The sequence below is a fragment of the Halobacillus trueperi genome, assembly GCF_003386945.1.
Classification (GTDB): Bacteria; Bacillota; Bacilli; order Bacillales; family Halobacillaceae; genus Halobacillus; species Halobacillus aidingensis.
Genome location: NZ_QUAE01000001.1, coordinates 100,951 through 123,860 on the forward strand (window position 1 = coordinate 100,951; position 22,910 = coordinate 123,860).

At 44.0% G+C, this 22,910-nt stretch carries 34 protein-coding genes; 30 read left to right on the forward strand and 4 right to left on the reverse strand.

Going from position 1 to position 22,910, the window contains the following annotated elements; all coding sequences use genetic code 11:
• The first annotated feature begins 187 nt into the window (after positions 1-187).
• The 8 genes from DYE48_RS00485 (at position 188) to DYE48_RS21025 (ending at position 6,173) form a co-directional block, all read left to right on the forward strand.
• Positions 188-3,598: a hypothetical protein gene (locus DYE48_RS00485; protein WP_115821907.1), complete on the forward strand. Its 3,411-nt coding sequence runs from the start codon at positions 188-190 to the stop codon at positions 3,596-3,598.
• A gap of 15 nt (positions 3,599-3,613) precedes the next feature.
• The gene (locus tag DYE48_RS21020) at positions 3,614-3,769 is read left to right on the forward strand and encodes a hypothetical protein (protein ID WP_167449402.1); all 156 of its coding nucleotides are present in this window, start codon (positions 3,614-3,616) and stop codon (positions 3,767-3,769) included.
• Between the two features lie 10 nt (positions 3,770-3,779).
• Complete coding sequence (locus DYE48_RS00490; RefSeq protein WP_115821908.1) at positions 3,780-4,067, forward strand: hypothetical protein; 288 nt, start codon at positions 3,780-3,782, stop codon at positions 4,065-4,067.
• A gap of 669 nt (positions 4,068-4,736) precedes the next feature.
• The gene (locus tag DYE48_RS00495) at positions 4,737-5,060 is read left to right on the forward strand and encodes an LSm family protein (protein ID WP_115821909.1); all 324 of its coding nucleotides are present in this window, start codon (positions 4,737-4,739) and stop codon (positions 5,058-5,060) included.
• 108 nt (positions 5,061-5,168) lie between these two features.
• Entirely contained in the window at positions 5,169-5,393 is a 225-nt protein-coding gene (locus DYE48_RS00500; RefSeq protein ID WP_115821910.1) for a hypothetical protein, read from the forward strand.
• Positions 5,390-5,734 carry a VOC family protein gene (locus tag DYE48_RS00505; RefSeq protein WP_115821911.1) on the forward strand — a complete coding sequence of 115 codons (345 nt, stop codon included), beginning with the start codon at positions 5,390-5,392 and terminating at the stop codon, positions 5,732-5,734. Before DYE48_RS00500 ends, DYE48_RS00505 begins: the two co-directional genes overlap by 4 nt.
• A gap of 70 nt (positions 5,735-5,804) precedes the next feature.
• On the forward strand, positions 5,805-5,978 hold the full coding sequence (locus DYE48_RS00510) for a PspC domain-containing protein (RefSeq protein ID WP_115821912.1): 174 nt from the start codon (positions 5,805-5,807) through the stop codon (positions 5,976-5,978).
• Positions 5,979-6,017: 39 nt separating this feature from the next.
• The gene (locus DYE48_RS21025) at positions 6,018-6,173 is read left to right on the forward strand and encodes a hypothetical protein (protein ID WP_167449403.1); all 156 of its coding nucleotides are present in this window, start codon (positions 6,018-6,020) and stop codon (positions 6,171-6,173) included.
• A 477-nt stretch (positions 6,174-6,650) separates the two neighbouring features.
• Here the strand turns inward: DYE48_RS21025 and DYE48_RS00520 are convergent, their stop codons facing one another.
• The gene (locus tag DYE48_RS00520) at positions 6,651-7,475 is read right to left on the reverse strand and encodes a hypothetical protein (protein WP_115821914.1); all 825 of its coding nucleotides are present in this window, start codon (positions 7,473-7,475) and stop codon (positions 6,651-6,653) included.
• 196 nt (positions 7,476-7,671) lie between these two features.
• On the opposite strand from DYE48_RS00520, the gene DYE48_RS00525 reads away from it, so the two are divergent.
• The 17 genes from DYE48_RS00525 to DYE48_RS21450 all read left to right on the forward strand — a co-directional run bounded on the left by DYE48_RS00525 (position 7,672) and on the right by DYE48_RS21450 (position 17,582).
• Complete coding sequence (locus tag DYE48_RS00525) at positions 7,672-8,193, forward strand: GNAT family N-acetyltransferase (protein ID WP_115821915.1); 522 nt, start codon at positions 7,672-7,674, stop codon at positions 8,191-8,193.
• A 131-nt stretch (positions 8,194-8,324) separates the two neighbouring features.
• Positions 8,325-9,035 (forward strand): MerR family transcriptional regulator, encoded by a 711-nt coding sequence (locus DYE48_RS00530; protein WP_115821916.1) that lies wholly within the window; start codon positions 8,325-8,327, stop codon positions 9,033-9,035.
• A 70-nt stretch (positions 9,036-9,105) separates the two neighbouring features.
• Entirely contained in the window at positions 9,106-9,597 is a 492-nt protein-coding gene (locus tag DYE48_RS00535; protein WP_115821917.1) for a hypothetical protein, read from the forward strand.
• A 105-nt stretch (positions 9,598-9,702) separates the two neighbouring features.
• Positions 9,703-10,221, forward strand: a complete 519-nt coding sequence (locus tag DYE48_RS00540; protein WP_115821918.1) for an NADPH-dependent FMN reductase — start codon at positions 9,703-9,705, stop codon at positions 10,219-10,221.
• A gap of 134 nt (positions 10,222-10,355) precedes the next feature.
• Entirely contained in the window at positions 10,356-11,873 is a 1,518-nt protein-coding gene (locus tag DYE48_RS00545) for a GAF domain-containing sensor histidine kinase (protein ID WP_115821919.1), read from the forward strand.
• Positions 11,863-12,528 (forward strand): response regulator, encoded by a 666-nt coding sequence (locus tag DYE48_RS00550; RefSeq protein ID WP_115821920.1) that lies wholly within the window; start codon positions 11,863-11,865, stop codon positions 12,526-12,528. The genes DYE48_RS00545 and DYE48_RS00550 overlap by 11 nt, the downstream gene beginning before the upstream one ends.
• Positions 12,529-12,689: 161 nt before the next feature.
• Positions 12,690-12,938, forward strand: coding sequence for a hypothetical protein (locus DYE48_RS00555; protein WP_115821921.1), 249 nt, complete (start codon positions 12,690-12,692; stop codon positions 12,936-12,938).
• A gap of 35 nt (positions 12,939-12,973) precedes the next feature.
• Positions 12,974-13,246, forward strand: coding sequence for a hypothetical protein (locus DYE48_RS00560; protein ID WP_147299260.1), 273 nt, complete (start codon positions 12,974-12,976; stop codon positions 13,244-13,246).
• Between the two features lie 21 nt (positions 13,247-13,267).
• Positions 13,268-13,465 carry a PspC domain-containing protein gene (locus DYE48_RS00565; protein ID WP_115821923.1) on the forward strand — a complete coding sequence of 66 codons (198 nt, stop codon included), beginning with the start codon at positions 13,268-13,270 and terminating at the stop codon, positions 13,463-13,465.
• A 180-nt stretch (positions 13,466-13,645) separates the two neighbouring features.
• Entirely contained in the window at positions 13,646-14,401 is a 756-nt protein-coding gene (locus tag DYE48_RS00570) for an AAA family ATPase (RefSeq protein ID WP_115821924.1), read from the forward strand.
• 14 nt (positions 14,402-14,415) lie between these two features.
• On the forward strand, positions 14,416-14,592 hold the full coding sequence (locus tag DYE48_RS21030; RefSeq protein ID WP_167449404.1) for a hypothetical protein: 177 nt from the start codon (positions 14,416-14,418) through the stop codon (positions 14,590-14,592).
• Between the two features lie 23 nt (positions 14,593-14,615).
• Complete coding sequence (locus tag DYE48_RS00575) at positions 14,616-14,879, forward strand: hypothetical protein (protein WP_115822254.1); 264 nt, start codon at positions 14,616-14,618, stop codon at positions 14,877-14,879.
• A 113-nt stretch (positions 14,880-14,992) separates the two neighbouring features.
• Positions 14,993-15,295, forward strand: a complete 303-nt coding sequence (locus DYE48_RS00580) for a cupin domain-containing protein (RefSeq protein ID WP_167449405.1) — start codon at positions 14,993-14,995, stop codon at positions 15,293-15,295.
• Between the two features lie 74 nt (positions 15,296-15,369).
• The gene (locus DYE48_RS21035; RefSeq protein ID WP_167449406.1) at positions 15,370-15,522 is read left to right on the forward strand and encodes a hypothetical protein; all 153 of its coding nucleotides are present in this window, start codon (positions 15,370-15,372) and stop codon (positions 15,520-15,522) included.
• 207 nt (positions 15,523-15,729) lie between these two features.
• The gene (locus DYE48_RS00590; protein ID WP_115821926.1) at positions 15,730-16,641 is read left to right on the forward strand and encodes an ABC transporter ATP-binding protein; all 912 of its coding nucleotides are present in this window, start codon (positions 15,730-15,732) and stop codon (positions 16,639-16,641) included.
• Positions 16,638-17,378, forward strand: coding sequence for an ABC transporter permease (locus tag DYE48_RS00595; RefSeq protein ID WP_115821927.1), 741 nt, complete (start codon positions 16,638-16,640; stop codon positions 17,376-17,378). Before DYE48_RS00590 ends, DYE48_RS00595 begins: the two co-directional genes overlap by 4 nt.
• 69 nt (positions 17,379-17,447) lie before the next feature.
• Complete coding sequence (locus tag DYE48_RS21450; protein ID WP_279629288.1) at positions 17,448-17,582, forward strand: hypothetical protein; 135 nt, start codon at positions 17,448-17,450, stop codon at positions 17,580-17,582.
• A 36-nt stretch (positions 17,583-17,618) separates the two neighbouring features.
• On the opposite strand, the gene DYE48_RS00600 is transcribed toward DYE48_RS21450, so the two are convergent.
• Together DYE48_RS00600 and DYE48_RS00605 are read right to left on the reverse strand one after the other, a co-directional pair.
• A complete protein-coding gene (locus tag DYE48_RS00600; protein ID WP_115821928.1) occupies positions 17,619-18,284 on the reverse strand; it encodes a potassium channel family protein in 666 nt (221 codons plus the stop codon).
• 16 nt (positions 18,285-18,300) lie between these two features.
• Complete coding sequence (locus DYE48_RS00605) at positions 18,301-19,668, reverse strand: TrkH family potassium uptake protein (protein ID WP_115821929.1); 1,368 nt, start codon at positions 19,666-19,668, stop codon at positions 18,301-18,303.
• 169 nt (positions 19,669-19,837) lie between these two features.
• Here DYE48_RS00605 and DYE48_RS00610 point away from each other — a divergent pair, with 169 nt between their 5' ends.
• The 3 genes from DYE48_RS00610 (at position 19,838) to DYE48_RS00620 (ending at position 21,526) form a co-directional block, all read left to right on the forward strand.
• A complete protein-coding gene (locus DYE48_RS00610) occupies positions 19,838-20,419 on the forward strand; it encodes a hypothetical protein (RefSeq protein ID WP_115821930.1) in 582 nt (193 codons plus the stop codon).
• A gap of 3 nt (positions 20,420-20,422) precedes the next feature.
• Positions 20,423-21,013, forward strand: coding sequence for a hypothetical protein (locus DYE48_RS00615; RefSeq protein WP_115821931.1), 591 nt, complete (start codon positions 20,423-20,425; stop codon positions 21,011-21,013).
• 84 nt (positions 21,014-21,097) lie between these two features.
• Positions 21,098-21,526 carry a VOC family protein gene (locus tag DYE48_RS00620; RefSeq protein ID WP_115821932.1) on the forward strand — a complete coding sequence of 143 codons (429 nt, stop codon included), beginning with the start codon at positions 21,098-21,100 and terminating at the stop codon, positions 21,524-21,526.
• Positions 21,527-21,595: 69 nt separating this feature from the next.
• On the opposite strand, the gene DYE48_RS00625 is transcribed toward DYE48_RS00620, so the two are convergent.
• Positions 21,596-21,991, reverse strand: coding sequence for a hypothetical protein (locus tag DYE48_RS00625; protein WP_115821933.1), 396 nt, complete (start codon positions 21,989-21,991; stop codon positions 21,596-21,598).
• 123 nt (positions 21,992-22,114) lie between these two features.
• Here DYE48_RS00625 and DYE48_RS21040 point away from each other — a divergent pair, with 123 nt between their 5' ends.
• Together DYE48_RS21040 and DYE48_RS00630 are read left to right on the forward strand one after the other, a co-directional pair.
• Positions 22,115-22,267: a hypothetical protein gene (locus DYE48_RS21040; RefSeq protein ID WP_167449407.1), complete on the forward strand. Its 153-nt coding sequence runs from the start codon at positions 22,115-22,117 to the stop codon at positions 22,265-22,267.
• A 193-nt stretch (positions 22,268-22,460) separates the two neighbouring features.
• Entirely contained in the window at positions 22,461-22,904 is a 444-nt protein-coding gene (locus DYE48_RS00630; protein ID WP_115821934.1) for a hypothetical protein, read from the forward strand.
• Positions 22,905-22,910 lie beyond the last annotated feature (6 nt).

A 22,910-nucleotide genomic window follows, 5' to 3' on the forward strand; every position in this document is an offset into this window, starting at 1 on the left:
AATTGGAAAAATTGTACAAATGTGTTCAGACTCCTTAGAATGGATATGTTATAAGGTTTATTCATGAAGTTATCCATCATCGATGGGGAAATTTACGTACCTGCTGGGACATGAATGGAAAAATGTTGAATGAATATAAAATAAGGTGTAAAATTACACTATTGAAACAATGGAGGAGGGAAAAGAAATGGCCGCTTTATCCAAGGAAGAGAAACAGAGGGTTTTCCGTGAACAGTTGAATCACCTGAAGGAAAATGGATACATAACAGATCAGGAGTACAAACGACTACTGCAGGCGCAGGGGGCGTATCTTGCAGACTATGAATCTTTAGATAAAGAACAAGAGGTGTACCAGAAAAAAGCACAATCAGAACCAGTTCATAAGCCGAAACCAGCACCAAAACCGAAGCCTGTCAAAAAGAAAAAAGAACGCTCTCCAGAACAAATCCGTGAAAGGAACATAACATGGACGCTTATCTTAGGTGTTTCCATCCTGCTCATCACAGGCTTGATCGTTGCGACAAGTCAGTGGGACCAGATGGGAGCGGCGACGAAGGTCGTTTCTATTTCTTTTGTTTCGCTGTTTTTCTTTGCGTTGAGCTATGGCACCGGCCGATTCTTAAAAATCAAGCAGACAGCTTTTGCCTTTTTGACACTCGGAAGTCTGCTCATTCCGATTATCATTGTTGCTATTGGTTACTTTGAGCTTTTCGGGCCCTATCTATCACTTGATGGAGAAGGGAGGCACCTGCTCGGTTTGATGGGAACGGCGATTCCGCTTCCTTTATACGTAAGGCATGCGTTCGTCCATCGTTCGCGCCTTTATGTATGGATTGCACTTTTGTTTCTATCGCTTTCTGTAGGGTTCATGCTTGGAGCGCTCCCGTTATCCCTTGATGCTTTTTATCTTGGATTGATGTTGTACAATGCCGGGTTGCTTGTCGCTTATATCCGGTTTAAAAATAGGAATCACCTCCAGTTATTTATCAAAGAGGTGCCATTATTCGCCCAGTTGAATCTAGTCATTTCCACCTTGTTGATGCTGTTTTTCTTTGAAAATGAAGTGTTTTACAGTTTCAACCTGCTGCTGACAGCCAGTGTCTATATGGCGATGGTTTTTGTTTACAAAACGAAAGAATATCAGTTTGTTTTTTCTGTGATGCTCGTGTATGCGGTGTACCAACTCGTTGAGAATACGCCGTTGTATGCCGTCGATTCACTCGTATATGCGCTTGTCGGCGTGCTTTACATCGGGTTTGCGTATGCGTTCCGGAACCATACATTCATTGAAAAGGTGTTCCGATTGACGAGCGGGATTGTTTCTTTTTCAGCATTCATCTATATCACTTATGAAAGCATTTCTATCCAGGAGCAAAGCAGCTCATGGCTCTTGCTTGCCGCCTATGTTGTCATTATGGTCAATTATCTCGTCCTTTCTAATGTGACAAAATATGTGATTTTTACGTATTTAGCTCCTGTGTTCTTTTTTGTTTCCATGGCCCAGCTATGGGATTTGATTCAATCGGGCCCCTGGTTCTTCTTCTTGTTCACAGCTGCATCTCTCCTTTTTCTATACGGAGGAATCTGGACAAAAGTCAAGTGGCTGCAGGTATTGAAGGATAGCAATCTTTACACGTCTTTATTTGTGTTGACGGGATGTTTATATTACGCCCTATATGACCTGCAATATGGGTATAGTGCCATCATGCTGCTCATCGTCAGTGTGCTTTCTTATTTTGTGAAAAAGAGTTCCGCCCATGCCGATATGAAGAGTACGGCGGTCTGGGTGCTTCCGTCAGGCTTGGTGGCTGCTTCCGCCATCTTTTATCAAAAGCTTCTCGAATGGGTACCTGCCTACAGCGAAGGGTATTCGATTTCATTCCATATCGCTTTGACAGGCGTCCTTCTACTCGGTCTCCACTATGTATGGAAAAAGCCGGAAGAAGACGATTTTGCGATGTCGACGTTTTATATCGCCGAGGGCACCTACGTGGCTGCCATGCTGATTCTGCTCGTAGATGACGGAGTGGACCCGATTCTTGTCCGGCCGCTCTTGTTGCTCACAGGCATCGGGATGGTGTACCTGCTTGTCCGCTATTCAAAAAAGACGTACTACTGGAGTTTCGTATCTGTCGCGTCACTCGCTTTTTATACATCATTGATCGACCCATTGCGAATCGATTCATTTTCTAACGTACTGATGTATATGATCTTCGCTCCTGTGGTCTTGATCGCCATTGGAGAATGGGGAGAAAAGAAATCCAAAGGGATGCGGCCGCATTTCTATATGCTGGGACATATCGTTCAGCCGTTCCTTGTCCTTCTCATTCTTCTGAATCAGCTGGGGCGGGAAAATGTTCACCCCGCTGTTTTGATGATTCCATTAGCGGTGTACGTCTTCAGTGCTTTGAAAGCAGGAAGAGAATCGGGAACAAAAACGATGCTGTATGCTGCTCTGACGACTGGGTACCTTTTTGTTGCCGCACTACCGAAAGAACTCGGATGGGGTGAGGTCCCTTATGAATATGCGTTTTTGGCCAGCAGTTTCTTGTATGCAGTTCTCTGGTTCTTCGTCTCTGCCGAGTGGAAAAAGCGCATAGAGTGGTACATCATTCCATTTTCCATTTTAGGTCTGTTCGTCGTGATCAGTGACGTTCCTTTAGAGGCGGAACGAGAATGGCTGCTGGTGATCGGCTACATTGTCTTCAACCTTTTCTTCCTTCATCAGAGGTCATGGTCGCTCGTCCGCTTCGTTCCATTGATCTTGACCTTCGGGTTATGGGAAAAGCTGCGGGTGTTTTGGACCGATATGGACATGATCCTTGTCCTTGTTTTAGGTATCCTCGTTCTTCTTGGATCAGGCAAGCTTTTGCAAAAAAGACTGTTTGGCCCTGGGATCGATGCTGATGCCTATACGTGGACAGCACTCTTGTATATCGGTTATTTGAATTTGTACACCTTGTGGGATGAAAGTGTCTGGATACGCATTCTCCCTGTTGTGCTGCTCAGCTTGTGGTTTTATCTTGGCGGAAAGAAATGTTCCGAAAAATTTCTTCAGAGCGTCTTTTATACAGGTGCGGCAGTCAGTTTGTATGGAGCTTACTTGATGATCACTGCATCGTATAGTGAATACATCCCTGACTTGATCATTGCAGAGGTTCAAGCTTTACCGGTTCTGATTGTCCTCGCTTTTTTAAGAAAAAACATCTGGTCTGCGTCTGCAGAGATGATGAGTTATGTTCAGTTCGCTGCATTGCTTTTGATCTCAGGCTACCTTGTCGTTGATGCCATCCAGAGCCACACCATTTGGGATGCCTGGATTATCGGGGGCTTATCGCTCGCTTCGATGGTCGCCGGTATGCAGCTCCGGATCAAATCGTACTTCCTTGTCGGGATGGGTGTCCTCATTTTCAACATCATCTACCAGACACGACCGTACTGGGGCAATGTCCCTTGGTGGGTTTATCTATTGATTGCCGGGCTCGTTCTGATCGGAATAGCAAGTTACAATGAATGGCAGAAACAACGCTCGGAATCAGAAAAGCCTGTGGAGCAGAAGTGGAAGAAACTTTGGAAAGCATTTAAGAAATGGCAGTAGAGAAGGAGTCGTCACATGAGTTTTATTTTACGCACATTAAAAAACATGGCCCTTGATTTCATCTCGATGATCAAAGGGTTTACCTATGGATTTATTATGGTCGGGTTATTTATTGGGCTTCTGGGTGGAGTCATTTATGGTATTTTGTACTTGAGAAATCTTTTTCTGTAGGGGGAGACATATGCGGTTATCGACGCTGTTGTTACTCGTTATACTGTTAACCTCGTGTGGAAGTCCTGCAGTCAATGATAATCGTCCTCCAGACATTCAAGGTCCTGTAGTTGATATACTATCCTCCAATCAAGTCCTTGTGAGGAATGAAGAAGGACAGATGAAAGTACAAGAAATCATCGTGACTGTTGAAAAAGAATCTCTTGAAAAAGGCCGAGAGTATAGCATATGGATCGAGGGTGAAATTCTAGACAGCCAGCCTCCTATAGGAAAAGTCGGGAAACTTTTAATAAAATAACTAGTGTAAATAAAGCTCCCTATTCTGGAAGACTCAGTTTCGAGACTTTTGTTGGAGTTTAGGGGCTCCGGGAAACAGTTCGCTTTCCATGGGGCGGGCGGTGAGCCTCCTCAGGCTACGCCTTCCGGGGTCTCACCTGTCCCACACGTCCCATAGGAGTCTCACCGTTTCCCTCCGCCCCTTTACCACATAAGTGCATCGAAACCACATCCAGAATAAGCAGCTTTTATCCCAGTGAAAATAGAAGAAAAACTAACTCTCATGGTGGCTATTTAGGGTGCGTAAAGCTTGCTATAGGGCGTTTTATGCATATAATACCAGGACAATGGAAGACAGTCTCCCCCGGTGTAGAGGTTCGTTACCCGCATACGACGAATGGGGTGGTTGGGAAGCTGCGAGACTCCCGTGGGAGAAAGGAGATAGGCGAGATCCCGCAGGACGAAGTCCGAGGAAGCTTGCCACTCCCCCACAGGAAAGCGAGTAGCTTCCCAGCCACCCCTAACGCTCAACACGTCAAACGAACCCCGAAAAGTCTCGAAACTGAGTCTTCCACAATTCTGCCATATAGGTTATTAACTGATGAAGGATAAAAAGGTGAATGTAAACGTTTTTTAATCACCTTCCTGGGCGCGTTGCATAAAATGTGAGGAGTCGGAGGAGGGTGATGGGGTGAACAATACAGGGAATCCACAGATGCAGGGAAGCGGCAGCCAGCCTCAAAATGTCCATGATTTCTGCAGACAACACCTTTATCAAATGGTACAGATTGAAATGGCTGATGGGCAGACACACACCGGACTATTGCACAGCTATGATCAAAATCAAATGAATTTGATCATGCCCACCAGCCAGCAGGGGCAGAATAGGGGCATCAACGAGGAAGACAGCCGTCTGTTTTTCCCGTTCTTTGGGCCGTTCGGGCTTTTTGGCTTTCCGTTTTGGGGAATCCGCAGGTGGTGGCCGTATTATTATCCATATTCATATTGGTGGTAAACACCAGTAAAGTCACTGAAAAGATTCAGTGGCTTTTTTGTTCTGTCTGACCACTTTTGTGATACGATGAGTAAAAGGAATCATTTACCATAAGAGAGTGGGGATGGGATGAAAGAAAACCTGACGTTTGCCTGGATTGCTTCATGGTTTGCCCTTGTGGGACAGCTCGCTTTTTTTATTGTCGTCGCTTTATTTACAGGGGAGTGGCGTTACGTGATGTGGAGTTTATTAGTCAGTTTGAGCGTCGGGGTTCCCAATATGATTCGAACGTGGCAGGCGCAGAAAAAGGCGAATGCGAGGAAAATATATGAGCAGGGGGAAAGTTCGCTATGATTGAAAAGATCGATACGATGTGTCTGGCGGTGAAGGACGTAGAAAAAGCCGGTACATGGTATGAGGAAAAGCTTGGATTTACCGTTTCTTTTAAAGGGGATGGGTACCGGGTGCTGTCCATCGGCAGTCATCCGGTACCCTTGACTATTGAAGAGACAGGAAACGTGGAGTCATCGAGTCAGAACTATCCAATCTTCTTCACGACGGATTTGGATGGAACGTATGACCAATTGAAAGAGAAGAAGGTGAAGGTCGGGGACAAGCATAGAGACGTGGAAAACTATTATTTTGATTTCTATGATTTGGATGGGAATCGTCTTCAGGTTTGTTGTTATGATTAAAACTATGAGACTCCCTTCCCTTTGAGGGTGGAGCTTTAAAGACTTTTCGAAGTGAAAGGAGGGATGAAAAATGAAAAGATCTGTGACGAACCATTCCCTGCATGGGGTTTGTGCAGGGATAGCTCATCATCTTGGTCTTTATCCTATGGCCATTCGCCTTTTGTTTATCGTTACACTTCCTTTCTCCCTCTTCCTTTACATCCTTCTTGCCAATACGATGGATGCTGACCGTGCTTCCTTTTAGGTGTTTTTCACATAAGAAAATTTTATTGGAGGGATAACATTGATGAAATTCTTTTTTCTTTTATCATCTATCATTGTTCCTGTTTCTTTATTTGTTGACCAGGCGGCCGCAGGGGTCCTTGCAGCTTTGGTGTTCTTACTAACAGGTGCTTATTTCAGCAAGCCGCGTTTTCGCAAGTACACGAATGAGTCCTGAAATTAAGTCATTCCAAATGAAAGAAAGAACGGAGAGCCTTGAAAGTGGAAGGTCATTATGTAGATTATATGAGTTTCATTTTATAACGTATGGTTGTTGAGGTGGAGGATAGCGAAAGACGAGAAAAGAGAGCCTGAACAAAATAAATGGTACCTTTATGTAGTTGTGTTCTACTGGCTTTTATATACAGCCAAAACCTTCTTCATAGAGGCACGTTGGTTTGATTTTGTTTTTTATGGTTTGACGATTATCGCGATAGCAGTTTTTGCAATCATTGAATTCAAAAAGCGGAAACTAGTCGTTTCTTTGGTGGCATGTGTTTTGTTTTTCGCGTATTTATTTGAGATCGTCCCTGTGCCTATTCCGTGAAAAAGGTGATGGATAGGATTGTAACCAAGTAATAAACCCTGACCATCATCTTCATTTTTAAGTCGAATGGGTTAGTATAAACCAGTTCGAAAATTGCCTGAATTCCCTTTATTGAATGACCAGACCGTTTTCTAGCCCCCAATGTGTCTCCTTGTCTAATGATCCTTGTTTATGGATCTGTCCTTTGACAGTAATGGAGTCTCCTTTCTGCAAATTCAAATCCAATGATTGTCCCTCGAGGTTCTGGGTTTCGACGATAAAGGTGTAGGGCAGCATATCTGTGCTGTTAGTCTCGATATTCAGCCAATTCTCTCCATTGTAAGTGCCGCCCGCATAGACGACGAGAAAGTCAGGAAACGTTTGGACGAGCCTGCCTTTCCATGTCACCTCTTTTTGATACATGAACCTTGTGAACGTATCAGACTTCAATGAATCTTCCAGCTTGTAAAAATGGGCGACCGTTTCTTCGAATCCATTGAATTTCTCATCACGGAATTGGTGGACAAAAGACTGTTGTTCTGCAGAGTTAAAGTAGCCTCTATAGAGTCCTTCAAGGGGCTTTCTATCGTCAAGGACGGCTTTGAAGCTATCTTTTTGTGACATCTGACCGAGGAACATGAGGACGATATTTTCATGGACAAGGGCGGTCGGATGATCTTTGAGTTGCTCAGTTCCTTCAGCTGTTTCGTATTCGATGATGTCGATATCTCCTGTAGAGTATCCGTTTACGAATTGTTCATGTGACTGGACACTTTCAGATAAAGGCTCTTTCTCACCTTCCAACAGGTTTGATTCGTCGAGCCATTGGTAGACGTTATCCGCTGTGTATGCTCTATTATTTTCTTCTTTCGTTTCTTCCTTGTTTGATGATTCATTCATGCACCCGGCGAACAAGGGGAGAAGTACGATGATCACGATGATTGTTTTCCTCACATGTAACCTCCTGAAGTTCAAACTCTTCTAAGTATAAAGCAACAAATATATGCTTGAAAGGGATGGAATATGTTTTAATAGAAGGACAACGATTAGATGGAGACTCCCATATATATAGAAAACATTCCGAAAACTATAGCATGGGAAATTTGGCGGAGAAAATCATTCAGGTTATGTAGTGAAAGGGGAAGCAGTCATGGGGGTTACATTTGAAAAACTGACAGAGCCAACGACACAAATCGCATCCGCATACCACCGATGGGAAAATGATACATCGCTCATTCCGATGGTCCGACCAAACCCTGATCAGGACGCATTGGAAAAAAGGTATGAAGTGACAGCGGAAAGTTTGAAACAACGATTAAAGAACCATGAGATTTTCCTTATTTATATGGATGGTGAACTTGTTGGAGAAATGAATTACATGATCAACCCTGGTCATCTACATAGCAAAAAACAAGATACAGCCTGGATCGGAATTACCATTGGTGAGGCAGCCGGTCGAGGGAAAGGAATCGGATTCGAAGCCATCCGTTATCTGGAAGGTCGGATCAAAGAGGCTGGGTTGGACCGTGTTGAGCTTGGGGTGTTCGAATTCAATGAGAAGGCACAGAAGCTGTACAGGAAACTCGGGTATGAAGAGATTGCAAGAATCCCGGATTTTACGTATTGGAACGGAAGCAAGTGGGCCGACATCCGTATGGAGAAGTTTTTGTGAAGAGAAACAAACACGGAAGTTTAATAGAGCAAAAATAAAACGGAATGTGGATGGGCAGAAAGTCGAAAAACTCTTATAATAGAAGTAGTGAAGTTTGTATACGATTATATAGAAAGAAAAGGAGGCCCGATATGCGACACGATATACAACCGAACGAACGCGCTTTCTCTACGAAGGAAGTAGCCGAAGAAGTCGGGATCGCCACAACGACGGTCAGACGGTATGGGCAGCTTTTGGAACAGAACGGGTATGAGTTTTTCAAAGATGGCGACCGGCGGATTTTTGTAAGGTCAGATGTCGAGGTTCTCAAAAAAATCCGCGATTCGGAATTGCCGAAAGAAGATAAAATAAAAGAAATTGTAGAAGAACAGCAGGAGCTTCTTGCAGGCTATGAGTCTCGGGAACTCGCACTTTCGGATACATATGACGGAACAGATTTGCAAGATTCTGATCAGATGAAAGAGATGTTCCGTTTTCTAGCCAGTGAGCTTGCGGCCTCAAGAGAAATGAACGTCCAGTTGAAAAATGATATGGATGAATTGAAAACGACCGTATCCCGTTTAAAACAGGATCACCATGTCATCAGCTCCGGAGTCGGAAACTTTTCACAAAAGACGCATACGAAAATGGATAAGATGATGCAGCAGCAGAAAGAACAGTACGATGAATTACTGCGTCAGGAGCAGGAAAAATCAGAGTATCTGCAAAAAGAGCTCCAGGAAATGCGGGAAGAACAGAAGAAAGTGTGGCGCTCCCAAAGTGAGTTCAATGAACGGTTGGAACATTCGGTCAAACATTCCCGTGGAACGCTTGGTAAAATCATGTCCTTATTCAAAAAATAGCAGCGAGAGACGCTTGAATCCAGTGAAGGTTCAAGTGTTTTTTGTATAAAATCCTAGGAAGGGTGAGTGGATGAAGAGGTTGACCCTCGTCATGATGCTTGTGCTGATTGGTGCCATGCCTGTGGATGCTTATGTCGTCAAAGAGGACACTATAGAGGTGGAGAAATCGAAACACCTAGACGTCACCCAACTTCCATCAAACCTCATTCTTTATGATTCAGAGATGCAAAGAAAGATAGAGGTCGAATCCATTAAGGAGATCATGACGATTACTGAAGGGATACAGGGAGCCTCACCTATTAAAGGAGAATGGGCGAAAAGGGAGAAACTAGGGACGCTGGATTTTGGAAATGAAGAACTGATTCACATTTATTATGGTGAGGAGCGGGAAAATGTCTATTTGCTTGTAGACGAAGAAACGATGTCCATGTCCAGAAAAGACTTTTTCGATCTCTTTTATTCTTCCATTCACAGTCGCCCGCTTCCTCCAGGTGAAGGTGGGGATGTTCAACCACTTCCGCCGGGCAAAACCGTTCAACCAGATGACTTCCTTCCTTTATGAACGAACGTACGTTTTCAGACCAATGGTGTAGATGATATTCCTTCCATTCTCGGATTCAAGTCGATGCCTTTTCCCATAACCTAAGAAGTAAGGAGGTTATGAAAAATGAGTATCGTGATTTTTAGTGGAACACCGAGGAAGAATGGACGGACAAAGATTGTCGCTCAGACTTTAGAACATAAATTGAATGGGACGTTGGTCGACTTAAGCAAGCTTGATCTTCCATTATTCAATGGAGAAGAAACGCAGGGAGATCATCCATCGGTCCAGTGGCTGCGAAGGGTTGTCGCAGAAGCGGACGGTTTTATTTGGGTGTCGCCGGAATATCATAATGGTATGAGTGGTGCTTTGAAAAATGCGTTGGAGTTTTTGAGTGGGGCGCATTTTAAAAGGAAACCGACGTTGCTGCTTGCTGTTTCCGGAGGTGGGAAAGGCGGCATCAATGCACTGAATCAAATGCGCACGGTCGGACGCGGACTCTACGCAGCCGTCGCTCCCGGGCAGCTGATCTTTGATCCGGAACACTTTGAGGGGAATCGTTTGAGATTGGAAATAGAAGAAAAGCTGGATTTGTTGTTAGCGGAATTTATGGCGGATCGCTTTTTGGACGTAAAGAGCAGTTGAATGGGTGTTACTTGAGAATTCGACAAAGTTATTTAAGTATTCGACTCCGTTATTTAAGAATCTGAGCGGGTTATTAAGGAATTCGACAAACTAATTTTAGAATTCGACACAACTAAGCGGAAGGAGGTAGAGCCATGAGTGGATATGAACGCGTCGAAGAATTGAACATTATGAAAGTGATCGCCGAAACGCTTAACCGTTGTAATGACATGACGATGATGCTTCAGACCGTGTTGGAAAAATTGCTCGAGCTGACAAAGCTTGAAGCCGGATGGATATTTCTCATCGACAGCCCTGAGGAGTATGTGCTCGCTGCTCATCATGGGCTTCCTCCAGCTTTATCGTGGGGGGCGTACAAGCCGATGTGCAGTGGGGATTGTTACTGCTTGAGCCGTTATCGCAATGGGAAGCTGACGGAGCCGGTCAACATCATTGAATGTAAGCGGCTGAATGAAGCGATTCAGCACGCTTGGGGGGATACGAATGGCATCACCCACCATGCGACAATCCCTCTTGGGGACGGGGAGGAATCTTTCGGGTTGTTGAACGTCGCTTCTCCTCGGAAGGAAAAATTTTCACAGGAAGAATTAACTTTGCTTCAATCGCTCGGTTTTCAAATCGGGACAGCCATACGCAGGACACGTTTGTATCAAGATGAGCGGAGGCGAGCGGAAAGCTTTGAAGCATTAAATCAGCTTGCCGGGTTTTTATGGTCAGCGGATGATTTTTATGATTTGCAAGAGATTTTAGAGAAGGACGGGCGGGAAATTTTTGGCTGGTCTTCGGTTGGTTGTTACATAGAAAATCAAATGGGCAAGAAACCTGCTTTTGCGTTGGCGGAAGAAGTCAGAGTCGAAGAATGTCTTGCGGTCATACCAATTACAAGACAACAGGTTGTAACAGGAGCAGTTTGGATCGAACCAGCGGGCACCTCGTTCCAGCCTAGTGACCGTGAATTCCTCATGGCATTGGGTCGGCATTTGACGCTCGTTTATGAAAGCATCACCCTAAAAGAGAAACGGCAGGAGTTGCTGCTTCATGAAGAGCGGAAACGCCTGGCCCGCGATCTGCATGATTCTGTGAATCAGAAACTTTTCTCCTTATCGTTGACGGCTAAGGGCGCAAAGGAAATCGTGTCCAAGTATGACTCGTCACTCGGAGAATTGATGGATGACATGTTGTCCATGTCCCAGCAATCTTTGAAAGAGATGCGTTCATTGATTTGGCAGCTGCGACCGGTGGGACTGGAAGAGGGGCTGCTTTCTGCCATGAAAAAATATGGAGAGCATCTCGGCCTCTGTGTTCAGTTTGAAATGGAACGTCTCCCCGACTGGTCACGCCAGGCAGAAGAAACGCTGTGGCGAATTAGTCAGGAAGCGATGAACAATGTGGCGAAGCACGCGAATACGAAAGAGGTCACGGTCCGCCTTTTTGATACAAATGGAGGAGCGGGCATGACTGTGATGGATCATGGGAGTGGATTTCAAATAGATGCGGATGACGAGCGACAGACGCTCGGACTAATCAGTATGAGAGAACGGGCGGAACTATTAGGTGGAAAACTTGCTGTGAGAAGCGAACCGGGAGCAGGAACGACCATTGATGTCTTTTTACCGTACCGGATGGAGAGGAGGAATGAGGATGAAAATTAGAGTGATGCTCGTGGATGATCATCTCGTCGTGTTAAGAGGGCTGAAATTTTTTCTGAATACGCAGGAGGATATCGAGGTCATCGGTGAAGTGGAAAATGGGGAGAAAGCACTGAACGCCTATAAAGAATGGAATCCGGATGTTGTTCTGATGGATTTGATGATGCCTGTCATGGATGGAGTAGAAGCGACGAAAAAATTACGCGCAGCCCATCCGGAAGCAAAGGTGGTCGTCCTGACAAGCTATTCTGATCAGGATCATGTTATTCCGGCACTGCAGGCCGGGGCTGTCGGCTATCAGCTGAAAGATGTCGATCCCGATGAACTTGTAAAAACAATCAGAGCCGCGTTCAAAGGGGAAAAACTTCTGCACCCGAAAGCAACGAATCTACTCTTGGAACAAATGAGTAATGGAGGGGAAAAGAAAGAACCTGGCGTCCATTTCAAGCTGACGAACAGGGAGAAAGATGTGCTCTATCAAATCACGCTTGGTAAAAGCAACAAAGAAATTGCGAGCGACTTGTACATAACAGAAAAAACGGTCAAAACGCATGTGAGTAATCTTTTAAGCAAGCTGCAGGTCCATGACCGCACACAGGCGGCGATTTATGCCATGAAAGAAAATCTTTTTGCCGAATGGTCTGATGAGAAAAGGTGAGAGTATCTCCCATTTTTAGGGAGGTACTTTTTTTATTGAGGAATGATGAAACCCATGCGGAGGATCAACCGTATAAAAGAAGAAATGGCTTTTTATTACATTGCTTCATTAGAAATTTTAAAAGGATGAAGTGATGATAATTTGTAGAGGAGAGAAGTTCTATGAACAAATGGGCTTGGATGTCATTGGGTACGGTAATCGTTAATGTCCTTTTATTTTTTATGTTCCGTGGTCCAAACGTCGATCTGCCATTGGTGGTGGCCGTTGAAAGTTCTCTTTCTATCATAGGCCTCGTCTGTGCGGTGCTATCTAAAAAAATCATCGCAGGTACGGCTGGATTCGTATTGAACGGCGGCGTTTTGATTGTTATGGGTTTTCTTCTTCTTGCGATGGGGATCAGCGAACCTTAAGGAAAGGAGTGGTGACCATTCGTCAGAAGATTCATATGACTAATCTGATTTTATTCGTGCTTTTGTTAGCGTGGGGATTTCTTCTTTATTTCGGTACTCACTTCGTAGAACAGGATGATCCGTATGTAGGTGAAAACCTTAGTATTCTATTGGTCTATGTGATCTGGGGACTCGGATATTTCATTCAGTTGAAACAACCTACGCTGAAACGGGCGGTAGCTGTATTGCTTTTATTTTTAGGGCTGCAAGTGTTGCATTTTTACAGCCTCTACTATGTGACTACATTTTTTGAATGGATTTTTGAATAAAAATGAAAGAGGGGAAGAGTAGTGGTGAAATTATATCGCTCCACGAATGATAGCCAACTGTCTGGAGTACTCGGTGGACTTAGCGAAATTTTTAACATAGACGTAAGCATCCTGAGGATCATCGTGGTTGTATCGGGATTTTTTACAGGTGGTTTGACGTGGCTTATTTACATTGTGGCTGCGATCGTTATGCCGACGGATCGACAGGTAAGGAAGTAAAGGAGAGGATTCATGTGCTGAAATATATCTTATATACAGGCATGAGCCTAGTGAACATAGGTGCTGTTCGTGGATCAACGGAAACCATGGTTCTTATGTTTTTCGTTTCTATGGCGGTGATTGTCCTTTTAGAATTATGGATTAGAATAGGACGAAACACTTATCTCTAGAGGTGGTAGAATGACAAAATTAAATAGCCAGACCCAGTATATACGTTCCATTGATTTAAAACGTGAAAAGATCCAATCCTACAAGAATTTCCCACTCAATCTCCCCGTGATTCGAAACTTTGAGGGTTTACAGCTACATCCGAATGTCACTTATATTATTGGTGAAAACGGGATGGGGAAATCGACTTTGCTTGAAGGCGTGGCGATTGCGCTCGGTTTTAATCCGGAGGGCGGGACACTTAACTTCAATTTTTCCAGCTATGACTCCCACTCGAATTTAGATGAATATCTCCGTCTCGCCAAAGGAGTGCATAGACCGAAGGATTCCTTCTTCTTCCGGGCGGAAAGTTTTTATAATGTCGCGACGAACATTGAAGATCTGGATAGAGAGATAGGTGGAAGAAAGATCATCGATTCGTTCGGAGGAAAATCGCTGCATGAGCAGTCGCATGGCGAATCCTTTTTTGCAGCGTTCACCGAGCGCTTCCAAGGAAAAGGATTATACATTCTCGATGAGCCGGAAGCTGCTCTTTCACCTCTACGGCAAATGTCTATGCTTCGAAGAATTCATGACCTTGTTCTTGAAGGCTCCCAGTTTATCATCTCCACACACTCTCCATTGTTAATGGCCTATCCTGATGCGAAAATCATGGAGTTGACGGAAAACGGAATGAAAGAGACCTCGCTTGAAGCGACCAACCACTACACCATCATGAAGCAGTTTTTTGATGGCAAAGATCGTTTGTTTCATCATTTATTTCAATAATAGGGGGATAAGTTATGGATTTAGCTTTACTATTTGGCGTTCTCTTGACATTGCTGCCGCTTGTGACGATTAAAAAAGTGAAGGAAGAAACGTTGTTTCAGAGAGTGATCCATATCGGTTGTCTTCTTGTAGGCATTCTGCTTCTAGTCGGATTTTCCATTCAGTTTACGGCTTATATGGAAAATTATTAACAAAGAAGAAGGGATTGATTTTGGTGAAAATACTTCTCTCAAGCTTGTTGCTTCTAGGGCTCTTTACATCGGTGGCTGTATTTGTACATAAGCGTAAGAAGGCAGGGGTAAAGGGATGGAAAACAGCCCTCACGTCTATCTGCTGCTACTCCGTTGCTGTACTGAATCTTGTGGCTTACTGGTTGGATGGCCTTGGCATCATAAGTTGGGTCCTCACGATTTTCCTCCTTATGTTAGGCGCATATTATACGAGGTATATGCCGGCGGCTTCCCAATCGTCTGCATGAACTTATAAGAAGCTTATCCATTCATCAAACTTGATCAGGAGGTAAACATGGATATTTATTCATTTAAATAAGAAACGGGTAAAAAGGTTGAAAAGTTCCAATCGGATTTCATCATGTCTCGCATCGCTAAGACTCATAAAGATGCTCACATAGGTTGCATGCATTTAGATACACATGGAGTGATCGGTTACCATCAAGCCGTCGTTCCACAGCTATTGCTTGTGGTCGAAGGAAAAGGGATGGTCAAAGGTGAAGAGGAGAGGTTTACTCCTGTAAGTAGTGGGGATGCCGTCTATTGGGAAAAAGGCGAGTGGCATGAAACGAAAACGGAAACCGGTTTGACAGCGATTGTCATTGAAAGTGAAGAGTTGGATGTTTCTGCTTTATCAACCATACTAAAACCCCATAGTGGATGATAAAAACTAAAACACATACCGAATGGGAAGGGGGTACTTTTATTAAAAGATTCTTTAAGTCCTGGATTGGCTGGATGGCCGGTGTTTTTGCAGGAATATTCCTTATAAGTTTATGGGATGGTGGAGAGGTTGATTGGAGGCTTTTTATTGGTCTCGGTATAGGCGGTCTGATTGGTACATCAATAGGAATCGGGATAAAGAAAACTTTTAAAAAAGAGGAAAACTAATCCTGTAATTGCATACACATAGTGAGTTGCTATTTTGAATTTCGATACGCTACCTGTGGCGGAGATGGATCATTTCCCTAACCCGCGCAAAAGTCTCAAAAAGATATCTTGAAGTAGATGGCATGAGACATTAAGATTTCTTTTGGAACTTTTCTGACATCTACGCGTAGATACATATATAAAACTTGAAAGAAGGGAGCGGTCATCATCGAACACGTCATCCAGGTTGAAAACTTATCCAAGTCGTTCGGCGCCACTCAAGCGGTTAAAAACCTTTCATTTACGGTAAGAAAAGGGGAAATCTTCGGGATCATCGGCCCGAATGGAGCAGGAAAAACGACGACACTTGAGATTCTGGAAGGTATTCAGAAACCAACGTCTGGAGAAGTGGAGGTACTGGGGCTGAATCCTGAGAAACAGCTGCGCGAACTGAATCGAAGGATCGGGGTGCAGTTCCAGGCTACCTCTATTCAGAAGAAGATGAAGGTGAAAGAAGCGCTGGATTTGTTTTCAAGCTTTTATAAAGGAAAAACACAAAAGGATCAATTGATTGAGATGCTCGGTCTTGGTGAGAAACTTAATGTCCATTTCGAAGATCTTTCTGGTGGTTGGAAACAGCGGGTCACCCTTGCTTTGGCTACGCTGCACCAGCCTGAACTGTTGTTTCTGGATGAACCGAGTATGGGCCTCGATCCTCATGCAAGACGCGAAATGTGGGGAATGATCCGCACCTTAAGAGATAAGGGCAGCACGATCGTTGTGACAACCCATTACATGGAGGAAGCGGAGAAGCTTTGCGATCGTGTTGCGATGATATATAGCGGAGAGCTGAAAGCATTGAACAATCCGGATGCTCTACTGGATGATGTGGCGACCCATTATATCGGGTTTGAAAGTGAACGAATGTCCTATGAGTACCTGTTAACCCTGAGTGATGTGGTTCGGGTGGAAAAAGACGAAGCTGATTTTAAAGTGTTCAGTGAGGACCTCCAACAGACCGCGTATCAAATTTTCACATACTGCCATGATGAGAATATCGAATTGAAGAACTTCAAGTTTGATCGAGGGTCGCTGGATGACTTGTTCGTTCAATACTTAGAAAAGGAGAAAACAGGATGAATACGGTTGTGAAGCTGGCAAACTTGGAAACGAAAATGTTTTTCCGTGATCGTCTCAGTGTTTTCTGGACGTTCCTATTTCCTGTTGTGATGATCTGGTTATTCGGTTCGATGTTCAGCGGCGACATGGCTGGTCCTTTTACCTTTGCTGAAGTCTTCATCCCGTCTTGGATCGGTGTCAATATTGTCACCACTTCGTTTTTCACTTTAGGTACCGTTCTCGCAGGTTACCGGGAAACCGGTGTACTCCGCAGGTATCAATCGACTCCCCTTCAACCGTGGAAGATCCTCGCCGCCCATACGATGCAGGGAACGGTGATCTTCATCATTTCTGCCCTATTGCTTATGGTTTTCGGAATGGTCATGTACAACCTTCAGCCCCCGATGTATATCGGTAGTACGCTTTTGGCTCTATTCATCAGTATTCTCGCCTTTTTCCCGTTTGCTCTGTTCGTTACGGCTCTGGCTAAAAACACGCAGTCGGCGGCAGCCATTAGCTCCCTTTTTCTAAACTTGATGCTTTTTCTCTCTGGTGCAACATTCCCACTGGAGATGATGCCGACGATTCTTCAGTACGTAGCGAAGGTTTTACCTTTGTATTATGTCATTCAGTTGCTGCGTGGAACTTGGAATGAGGCTCCAATCTCTGAATTCGGCTTTGAAGTCGGGATTTTACTAGGAATTGCGGTCGTTTCCATTGTGCTAGCTTCCCGTTACTTCAAGTGGAGTGACAAGTAATAGATTCAAGGTAAAGACGAGCGATTTCAGATAGGAAGAGACTAATAAAAATGATGAGGAGTTCCTTCAGTGAACACCACTATTTTAACCGGTCACGGAGAATTTTGGCTCAGCTTCATCATGGGTCTTGTTATGTTTCGGTTGATGTTCCGGTTGGTTTACGGAGTGGTCACACGCATCACTCAAGCGATATTCAAATCATGAAAAAAAGCAGCAGCTGTCTGACAGCTGCTGCTTTTATTAATCCTCGACGACGAGGTTTTTTTCGAAACGGTTGACGTCTTTATCGGCTCCGATGACAATCAGAATGTCGCTGGCATTCACTTGTTCGGTAGCCATTGGGGAGACGATGACATCTTTTCCGCGTTTGATCGCTACGATGTTACACCCGTACTGGGCGCGGATATCTAAATCGATCAACGTCTTTCCACTCATTTTCCTTCCTGCTTTTACCTCGACGACGCTGTGGTCATCCGATAGCTCGATATAATCAAGAATATTATCAGATATGATGTGATGAGCGATACGTTTTCCCATATCTCTTTCCGGGTGGACGACTTGGTCGGCCCCGATTTTGTTCAATATTTTTTCGTGGTAATCGTTCTGGGCTTTGACGGTGATCATGCGTATGCCCATCTCTTTTAAAATTAATGTCGTCAGCATGCTTGCTTGGATGTTATCACCGATCGCTACGATGACGTGATCAATATTCCTGAACCCCAACTCTTTGAGTACGAGTTCATCGGTAGAATCAGCCATGACAGCGTGAGAGACGATGTCCCGGTATTCATTGACTTTGTTTTCATCAAGGTCTAAAGCAAGCACTTCCATGCCTTCCCGGCTTAGTTCTCTGCAGATGCTCCCGCCGAAACGGCCGAGTCCTACAACAGCAAATGTTTTCTTCATCGTTGGTTTCCTCCTGTCAGCCGATAATCATCGGTTCTTTCGGATAATGATATTTGTCTTTGATGCCTTTCCCTCGAATGATGAACAAGAAGGAGAAAATGCCGATCCTTCCGATAAACATGAGAGTGATGATAATGATTTTACCGGCTGTATGCAAGTCAGGGGTGATGCCCATCGACAGCCCGGTCGTACCAAATGCCGAACACGCTTCAAATAAAATCTGCATCAAAGAAAACTGCGGTTCGAAATAATTCAATAAAATCACCGCGATGCCTGTAATCGCAATGGCTGTATTAATGACGATGAACGAACGGAAGATATCATCCGGATCGATTTCACGCCTGAATACACGCACATGACTTTTCCCTCGAGCGTATGAGATGACGCTTAACAAACTAATCGCAAAGGTTGTCGTTCTAATTCCTCCTCCTACACTACTTGGAGACGCACCTATGAACATGAGGATACAAATGACGAGCAAAGTCGGAACGCTGAATTCCGCTACATCCATAGTGGCGAGCCCTCCGTTCCGTGTGGTCACGGACTGGAAGAGGGAGAAAAAGAAAGCCTCGTGCCAGGACTTGTCCGCGAAGAAATGGTTTCTGTCCAAAAGGTAGATCAGGACGGTCCCGACGACCACGAGCACTCCGAACGTAACGGACGTCAATTTTGCAAATAGGGAAAAGTGAATCACGTTCTTTTGTTTATGTGTCAGATAATCTTTAATCTCAATAAGAACAGGAAAACCAATCGCACCAAGAGTTAATAAAAGCATGTTGATGAATTGGACGAAATAATCATTTTCAAATATAACAAGGGACACACCTGTAATGTCAAAACCGGCATTCGTGGTCGCGCTGACCGATGCGAACATACCTTGAACGATGGCCTCACCCGTTGTCGGGAAGTATTGGGTAAAGTAGATGCTTAAAATGATGGCACCTACCAATTCAATTAGAAGAATGATCAATAGGATCTGTTTGATTAGTTTGACCATCCCTGCAAACGTAGAGCGGTTCTGGTCGGTTTTGATGAGTTGTCTTCTTCTCAGGCCGATTTTTTTACCAAGCATCAGCCAGATGAATGTACCCAGTGTCATAACACCGATACCCCCGAACTGGAGGATGAACATTAACACAAAGTATCCAGCGGTATTGAACGTATCCATCGTTGATACAACGGTTAACCCGGTTACGCTTACGGCGCTGACGGCAGTAAAGAGCGCGTCAATAAAGCTTAAATCTACGCCTTCCTTATGTAAGAATGGCAGGCTTACAAGAATGGTTGAAACAATGACTGCAGAAGCATAGAACAATACGATTACCTGAAAAGGAGTCAAACGGTCAAAGTATTGATTGAATTTGGTTTTTAAATTATTGAACATACAATTATGCTCCTTCAGGTGAGGATATCAAGTTATATATGGATTTTATATGTTCTCTATTGTTTTTACAACTCCCTTCATCCTTGAAGAATGTGGGTTAAATTTACAGAAAATAAAGAAAATGGGATAATGGGGGGCAGAAGTCTTTGATTGGAAGGGGGAGAGCCTTTTGAGATACTGGATACTCCATCCATTCCTGATGCTTTTATTCATTGCTTTATTCATTCCTGCTACAACTTATGGCGCTATGGACCCAGAAGAACTGAAAGAGATCAAGATGGAAGCTCCTCTCCATCTCGTTGGAAGTGTGGAGAGCGATGTACTCGTGAAAGACTTATCTACAGATGACTCTCCTAAGCAATTAAGAAAAATGCGCTTGAGCGTTCAGGAATATAGGAAGGCTCCAGGTTCTATAAATCGCGAGCGTTCCATAGAAGTGTTTTACACGTACATTCCCTCATGGGTTGCCATGGCAGGCGGAAGTAAGATGGATATATATGAAGGAGACGAAATTGAACTCTGGTTGGAAAAAGGGAAATACGGGTGGGAGCCTGCAGCGGGAGGAAATACGGTTGAGCATTTGAGTTATGTGAAAGACCGTAAAGACCCGATCCCAGAACCTAAGGCGCATGCTGGTAAAGAGATGTTCAATGAAAACTTAGGAGTGTTGTTCATGAGTGGATTGGTGATCGCACTGCTTGTTTTTCTATTCATGACTGGTCACGTGGTCATCCCTAAAGAAAGAAGGTGAAACATGAAGAAGGTTTTTACCCTTGTCGTCTTGTTCATCTTATCCGGCTGTGCGGTGGCTGGGGGAACAGACCCCTTCATTAAAGCGAATGCTGAATCGGATTATGAAAAGACCTACAAGGATTTAGGAATCGGTCAAATTCATGATTTTGAATTCACGCTCCCAAAAGCAGATGAACGATGGGTGAGAGTCTGGGTGGAAAGCTATCACGATGGTAAGAAAATAGAAGAACCGTTGGTTGAACTTTCCTATGGGAAAAATCCAGAACAGACTGAAAAAGGGCAGTTGGGAATCGGAATCATTAGAGGCGGGGGAGATGGGGCGTTGCTGCACTTGTATGCTCCAGGCGTATCTTTAATGCCAAGGGAGAGTCCGCTTTCTTTAAACGAAACGGGTATCAGTACATGGGAATATGCCATTGATGAAGAAGGAATAAAGCTTGAATTAGGAGAAGAAGTCTTATTGGGAGCTTATTTTCAGTCATCTTCAGGTTCGATGGAAGCTTTTGATTTGCAGAATGCGGCACAAGTAAAGCGTATGATCAAGCAAGATACGACGGTACTTTTACTGAAAATCAAGGTTGGAAATGATTAAGATCAGCAGGGAAATACATAAGGATGTTTGTTAACCTGATGTTTACGGGTCGGTGGTTCCATGAAAAAAAAGGAGGAGTTTAGCATGTTTCAATTGGGGAGTGTGTTTGTCCCTGTGACAAACCTTGAGAAATCGAAAAAATGGTATGAGGAACACTTGGGTGTGCAGGAGATCGATTCATGGGAGGGAGGCGCGGGGTTTTTCTTTCCTCAAGGCTCCGCCCAGTTCGGACTTATTGAAGTGACCCATCCACAGCCTACGGAATTCGAGATTAACAAAAGCGAAAAGAATAGCTATTTCAATTTTGTTGTCAACGATATCGAAGCCGCGTTCAAGAGGTTGAATGATGCAGGGGTTGAAACGACGGACATTCAAGAATTTGGTGGGATGAAGCATTTTGACTTCTTTGACCCCGATCAAAATGTGTTCAGTGTAGTGGATGAGGACTTGAATTCTCCTTTTCATAAAGAGAATGTTAGGAAACAGCAGGAAAAAGTGAGGACAATAAAATAAAGGGTTTTCGTGAGATTCTGAATCGGGAGGAACTTAAGAAACGTCTAGAGACCAAACGCTCTAGACGTTTTATTTGGACAACACGAGTTTTTCTTTTTTTCCTTCCCATTCTAACGTGACTGTCATTTCACTTTTGAGAGCGATGCGACAGTCATTACATTTTGATTCCAGGTATAGTTGTTGGCCGGAGAGCCGCTTCGTTCCTTTCCAGTGGATTTCTTTCCCTCCCCACGTGGATTCTGTGTCCACTGTGTAGGTAACAGGGGGGGCGTCAATAACCGAATCTCCCGTGTATGTAAGGATGAGCTCTCTGAACATGGTTCCGTTTTCTTCATCACCTACATAGTGACCTGACCAACTTTTGGACTGTCCTGTGAGTGATTTCGATCCTGAGCTGTACCATATAAACAGGCTGGCAAAGGAAAGTAGAATCAAGGAAATGACGAGTCCTTCTTTTTTATTCATGAGATCCTCCTGGTTTTTGTATGGCTATCATTTTACTATAATCCCTTCGTGGGAAAAAGCTCTCCTTTTCTATGAAACTTATAAAATTTTGCACCGTAAAAGAGTGAGAAGGAGGGGAAACAAGTGGCTTTTTTTATAAGTATCATTATCATTCTTTCCTTATGGTCGATTACGAAAACATTGGAAAGAATGACGAAGCGGATAACAGATAGACAAGATGAGCAAATCCAATATTTACAACAAATCAAGGAATTGCTTGCTGAGAATAAAGAGTAAAGGAGGCGCATTTTGAAAAAGACGTGGCGATTCCTCTTGGTTTTTTTATTTCTACTATGTTTGTTCATTAAGTGGGAGAAAAAAATAACGAACAATTCATCGTTACTTGCGCACGAAGATTGTCTCTAAAAGAAGGCCAGGATGTCGTGGTAAAGCTGGGTGGCGGAAACAAGGACAAGGGAGTGATAGACCATTGAAAAGATCCAATAGAATCGCAAAGCTATTGACTTATTGTGCGTTTGGGATCATGGGCCTTGGAGTGATTGCGTTCTTTGTCATTATTCTAGACCAAAGGTTTGGGACAGGGGTTCAGGGTATTAGTGTTTTAATCAGCAGCCTCGTGACGGGGGTTCTGTTTTTAAGTTTTGCGGAAGTTATCCATTTATTGCAGGGGATTCATGATCAAGGTACGGAACATGAAGCGGAAGAGGTTGATTTTACATATGAACAGAATGTGGAAGAGACTGCAAAGGTCGACCCGGAGGATGAACGTGAAATCCGCTCCTTTTTCAAAGAAAGAGATCAAAAGGTGGGGGAGATCCATCCCACGGATGAGCCGTTCATTTATATCGTAGATGTGGACGGGAGAAAGAGAAAAGTAGAAGCGGGTGGATTTACTTTGAAAATATTAGAATAAAAGTAA

What these genes read in the sequence shown, in the direction of transcription:
- DYE48_RS00525 (WP_115821915.1), top strand. Translation starts at nt 7,672, where the DNA reads ATGGGGGTTACATTTGAAAAACTGACAGAGCCAACGACACAAATCGCA.
- DYE48_RS00540 (WP_115821918.1), top strand. Translation starts at nt 9,703, where the DNA reads ATGAGTATCGTGATTTTTAGTGGAACACCGAGGAAGAATGGACGGACA.
- DYE48_RS00530 (WP_115821916.1), top strand. Translation starts at nt 8,325, where the DNA reads ATGCGACACGATATACAACCGAACGAACGCGCTTTCTCTACGAAGGAA.
- DYE48_RS21020 (WP_167449402.1), top strand. Translation starts at nt 3,614, where the DNA reads ATGAGTTTTATTTTACGCACATTAAAAAACATGGCCCTTGATTTCATC.
- DYE48_RS21030 (WP_167449404.1), top strand. Translation starts at nt 14,416, where the DNA reads ATGGATTTAGCTTTACTATTTGGCGTTCTCTTGACATTGCTGCCGCTT.
- DYE48_RS00550 (WP_115821920.1), top strand. Translation starts at nt 11,863, where the DNA reads ATGAAAATTAGAGTGATGCTCGTGGATGATCATCTCGTCGTGTTAAGA.
- DYE48_RS21035 (WP_167449406.1), top strand. Translation starts at nt 15,370, where the DNA reads ATGGCCGGTGTTTTTGCAGGAATATTCCTTATAAGTTTATGGGATGGT.
- DYE48_RS00620 (WP_115821932.1), top strand. Translation starts at nt 21,098, where the DNA reads ATGTTTCAATTGGGGAGTGTGTTTGTCCCTGTGACAAACCTTGAGAAA.
- DYE48_RS00625 (WP_115821933.1), bottom strand. Translation starts at nt 21,991, where the DNA reads ATGAATAAAAAAGAAGGACTCGTCATTTCCTTGATTCTACTTTCCTTT.
- DYE48_RS00545 (WP_115821919.1), top strand. Translation starts at nt 10,356, where the DNA reads ATGAGTGGATATGAACGCGTCGAAGAATTGAACATTATGAAAGTGATC.
- DYE48_RS00580 (WP_167449405.1), top strand. Translation starts at nt 14,993, where the DNA reads ATGTCTCGCATCGCTAAGACTCATAAAGATGCTCACATAGGTTGCATG.
- DYE48_RS00490 (WP_115821908.1), top strand. Translation starts at nt 3,780, where the DNA reads ATGCGGTTATCGACGCTGTTGTTACTCGTTATACTGTTAACCTCGTGT.
- DYE48_RS00560 (WP_147299260.1), top strand. Translation starts at nt 12,974, where the DNA reads ATGACTAATCTGATTTTATTCGTGCTTTTGTTAGCGTGGGGATTTCTT.
- DYE48_RS00570 (WP_115821924.1), top strand. Translation starts at nt 13,646, where the DNA reads ATGACAAAATTAAATAGCCAGACCCAGTATATACGTTCCATTGATTTA.
- DYE48_RS00555 (WP_115821921.1), top strand. Translation starts at nt 12,690, where the DNA reads ATGAACAAATGGGCTTGGATGTCATTGGGTACGGTAATCGTTAATGTC.
- DYE48_RS00605 (WP_115821929.1), bottom strand. Translation starts at nt 19,668, where the DNA reads ATGTTCAATAATTTAAAAACCAAATTCAATCAATACTTTGACCGTTTG.
- DYE48_RS00500 (WP_115821910.1), top strand. Translation starts at nt 5,169, where the DNA reads ATGAAAGAAAACCTGACGTTTGCCTGGATTGCTTCATGGTTTGCCCTT.
- DYE48_RS00505 (WP_115821911.1), top strand. Translation starts at nt 5,390, where the DNA reads ATGATTGAAAAGATCGATACGATGTGTCTGGCGGTGAAGGACGTAGAA.
- DYE48_RS00535 (WP_115821917.1), top strand. Translation starts at nt 9,106, where the DNA reads ATGAAGAGGTTGACCCTCGTCATGATGCTTGTGCTGATTGGTGCCATG.
- DYE48_RS00595 (WP_115821927.1), top strand. Translation starts at nt 16,638, where the DNA reads ATGAATACGGTTGTGAAGCTGGCAAACTTGGAAACGAAAATGTTTTTC.
- DYE48_RS00510 (WP_115821912.1), top strand. Translation starts at nt 5,805, where the DNA reads ATGAAAAGATCTGTGACGAACCATTCCCTGCATGGGGTTTGTGCAGGG.
- DYE48_RS00600 (WP_115821928.1), bottom strand. Translation starts at nt 18,284, where the DNA reads ATGAAGAAAACATTTGCTGTTGTAGGACTCGGCCGTTTCGGCGGGAGC.
- DYE48_RS00485 (WP_115821907.1), top strand. Translation starts at nt 188, where the DNA reads ATGGCCGCTTTATCCAAGGAAGAGAAACAGAGGGTTTTCCGTGAACAG.
- DYE48_RS00615 (WP_115821931.1), top strand. Translation starts at nt 20,423, where the DNA reads ATGAAGAAGGTTTTTACCCTTGTCGTCTTGTTCATCTTATCCGGCTGT.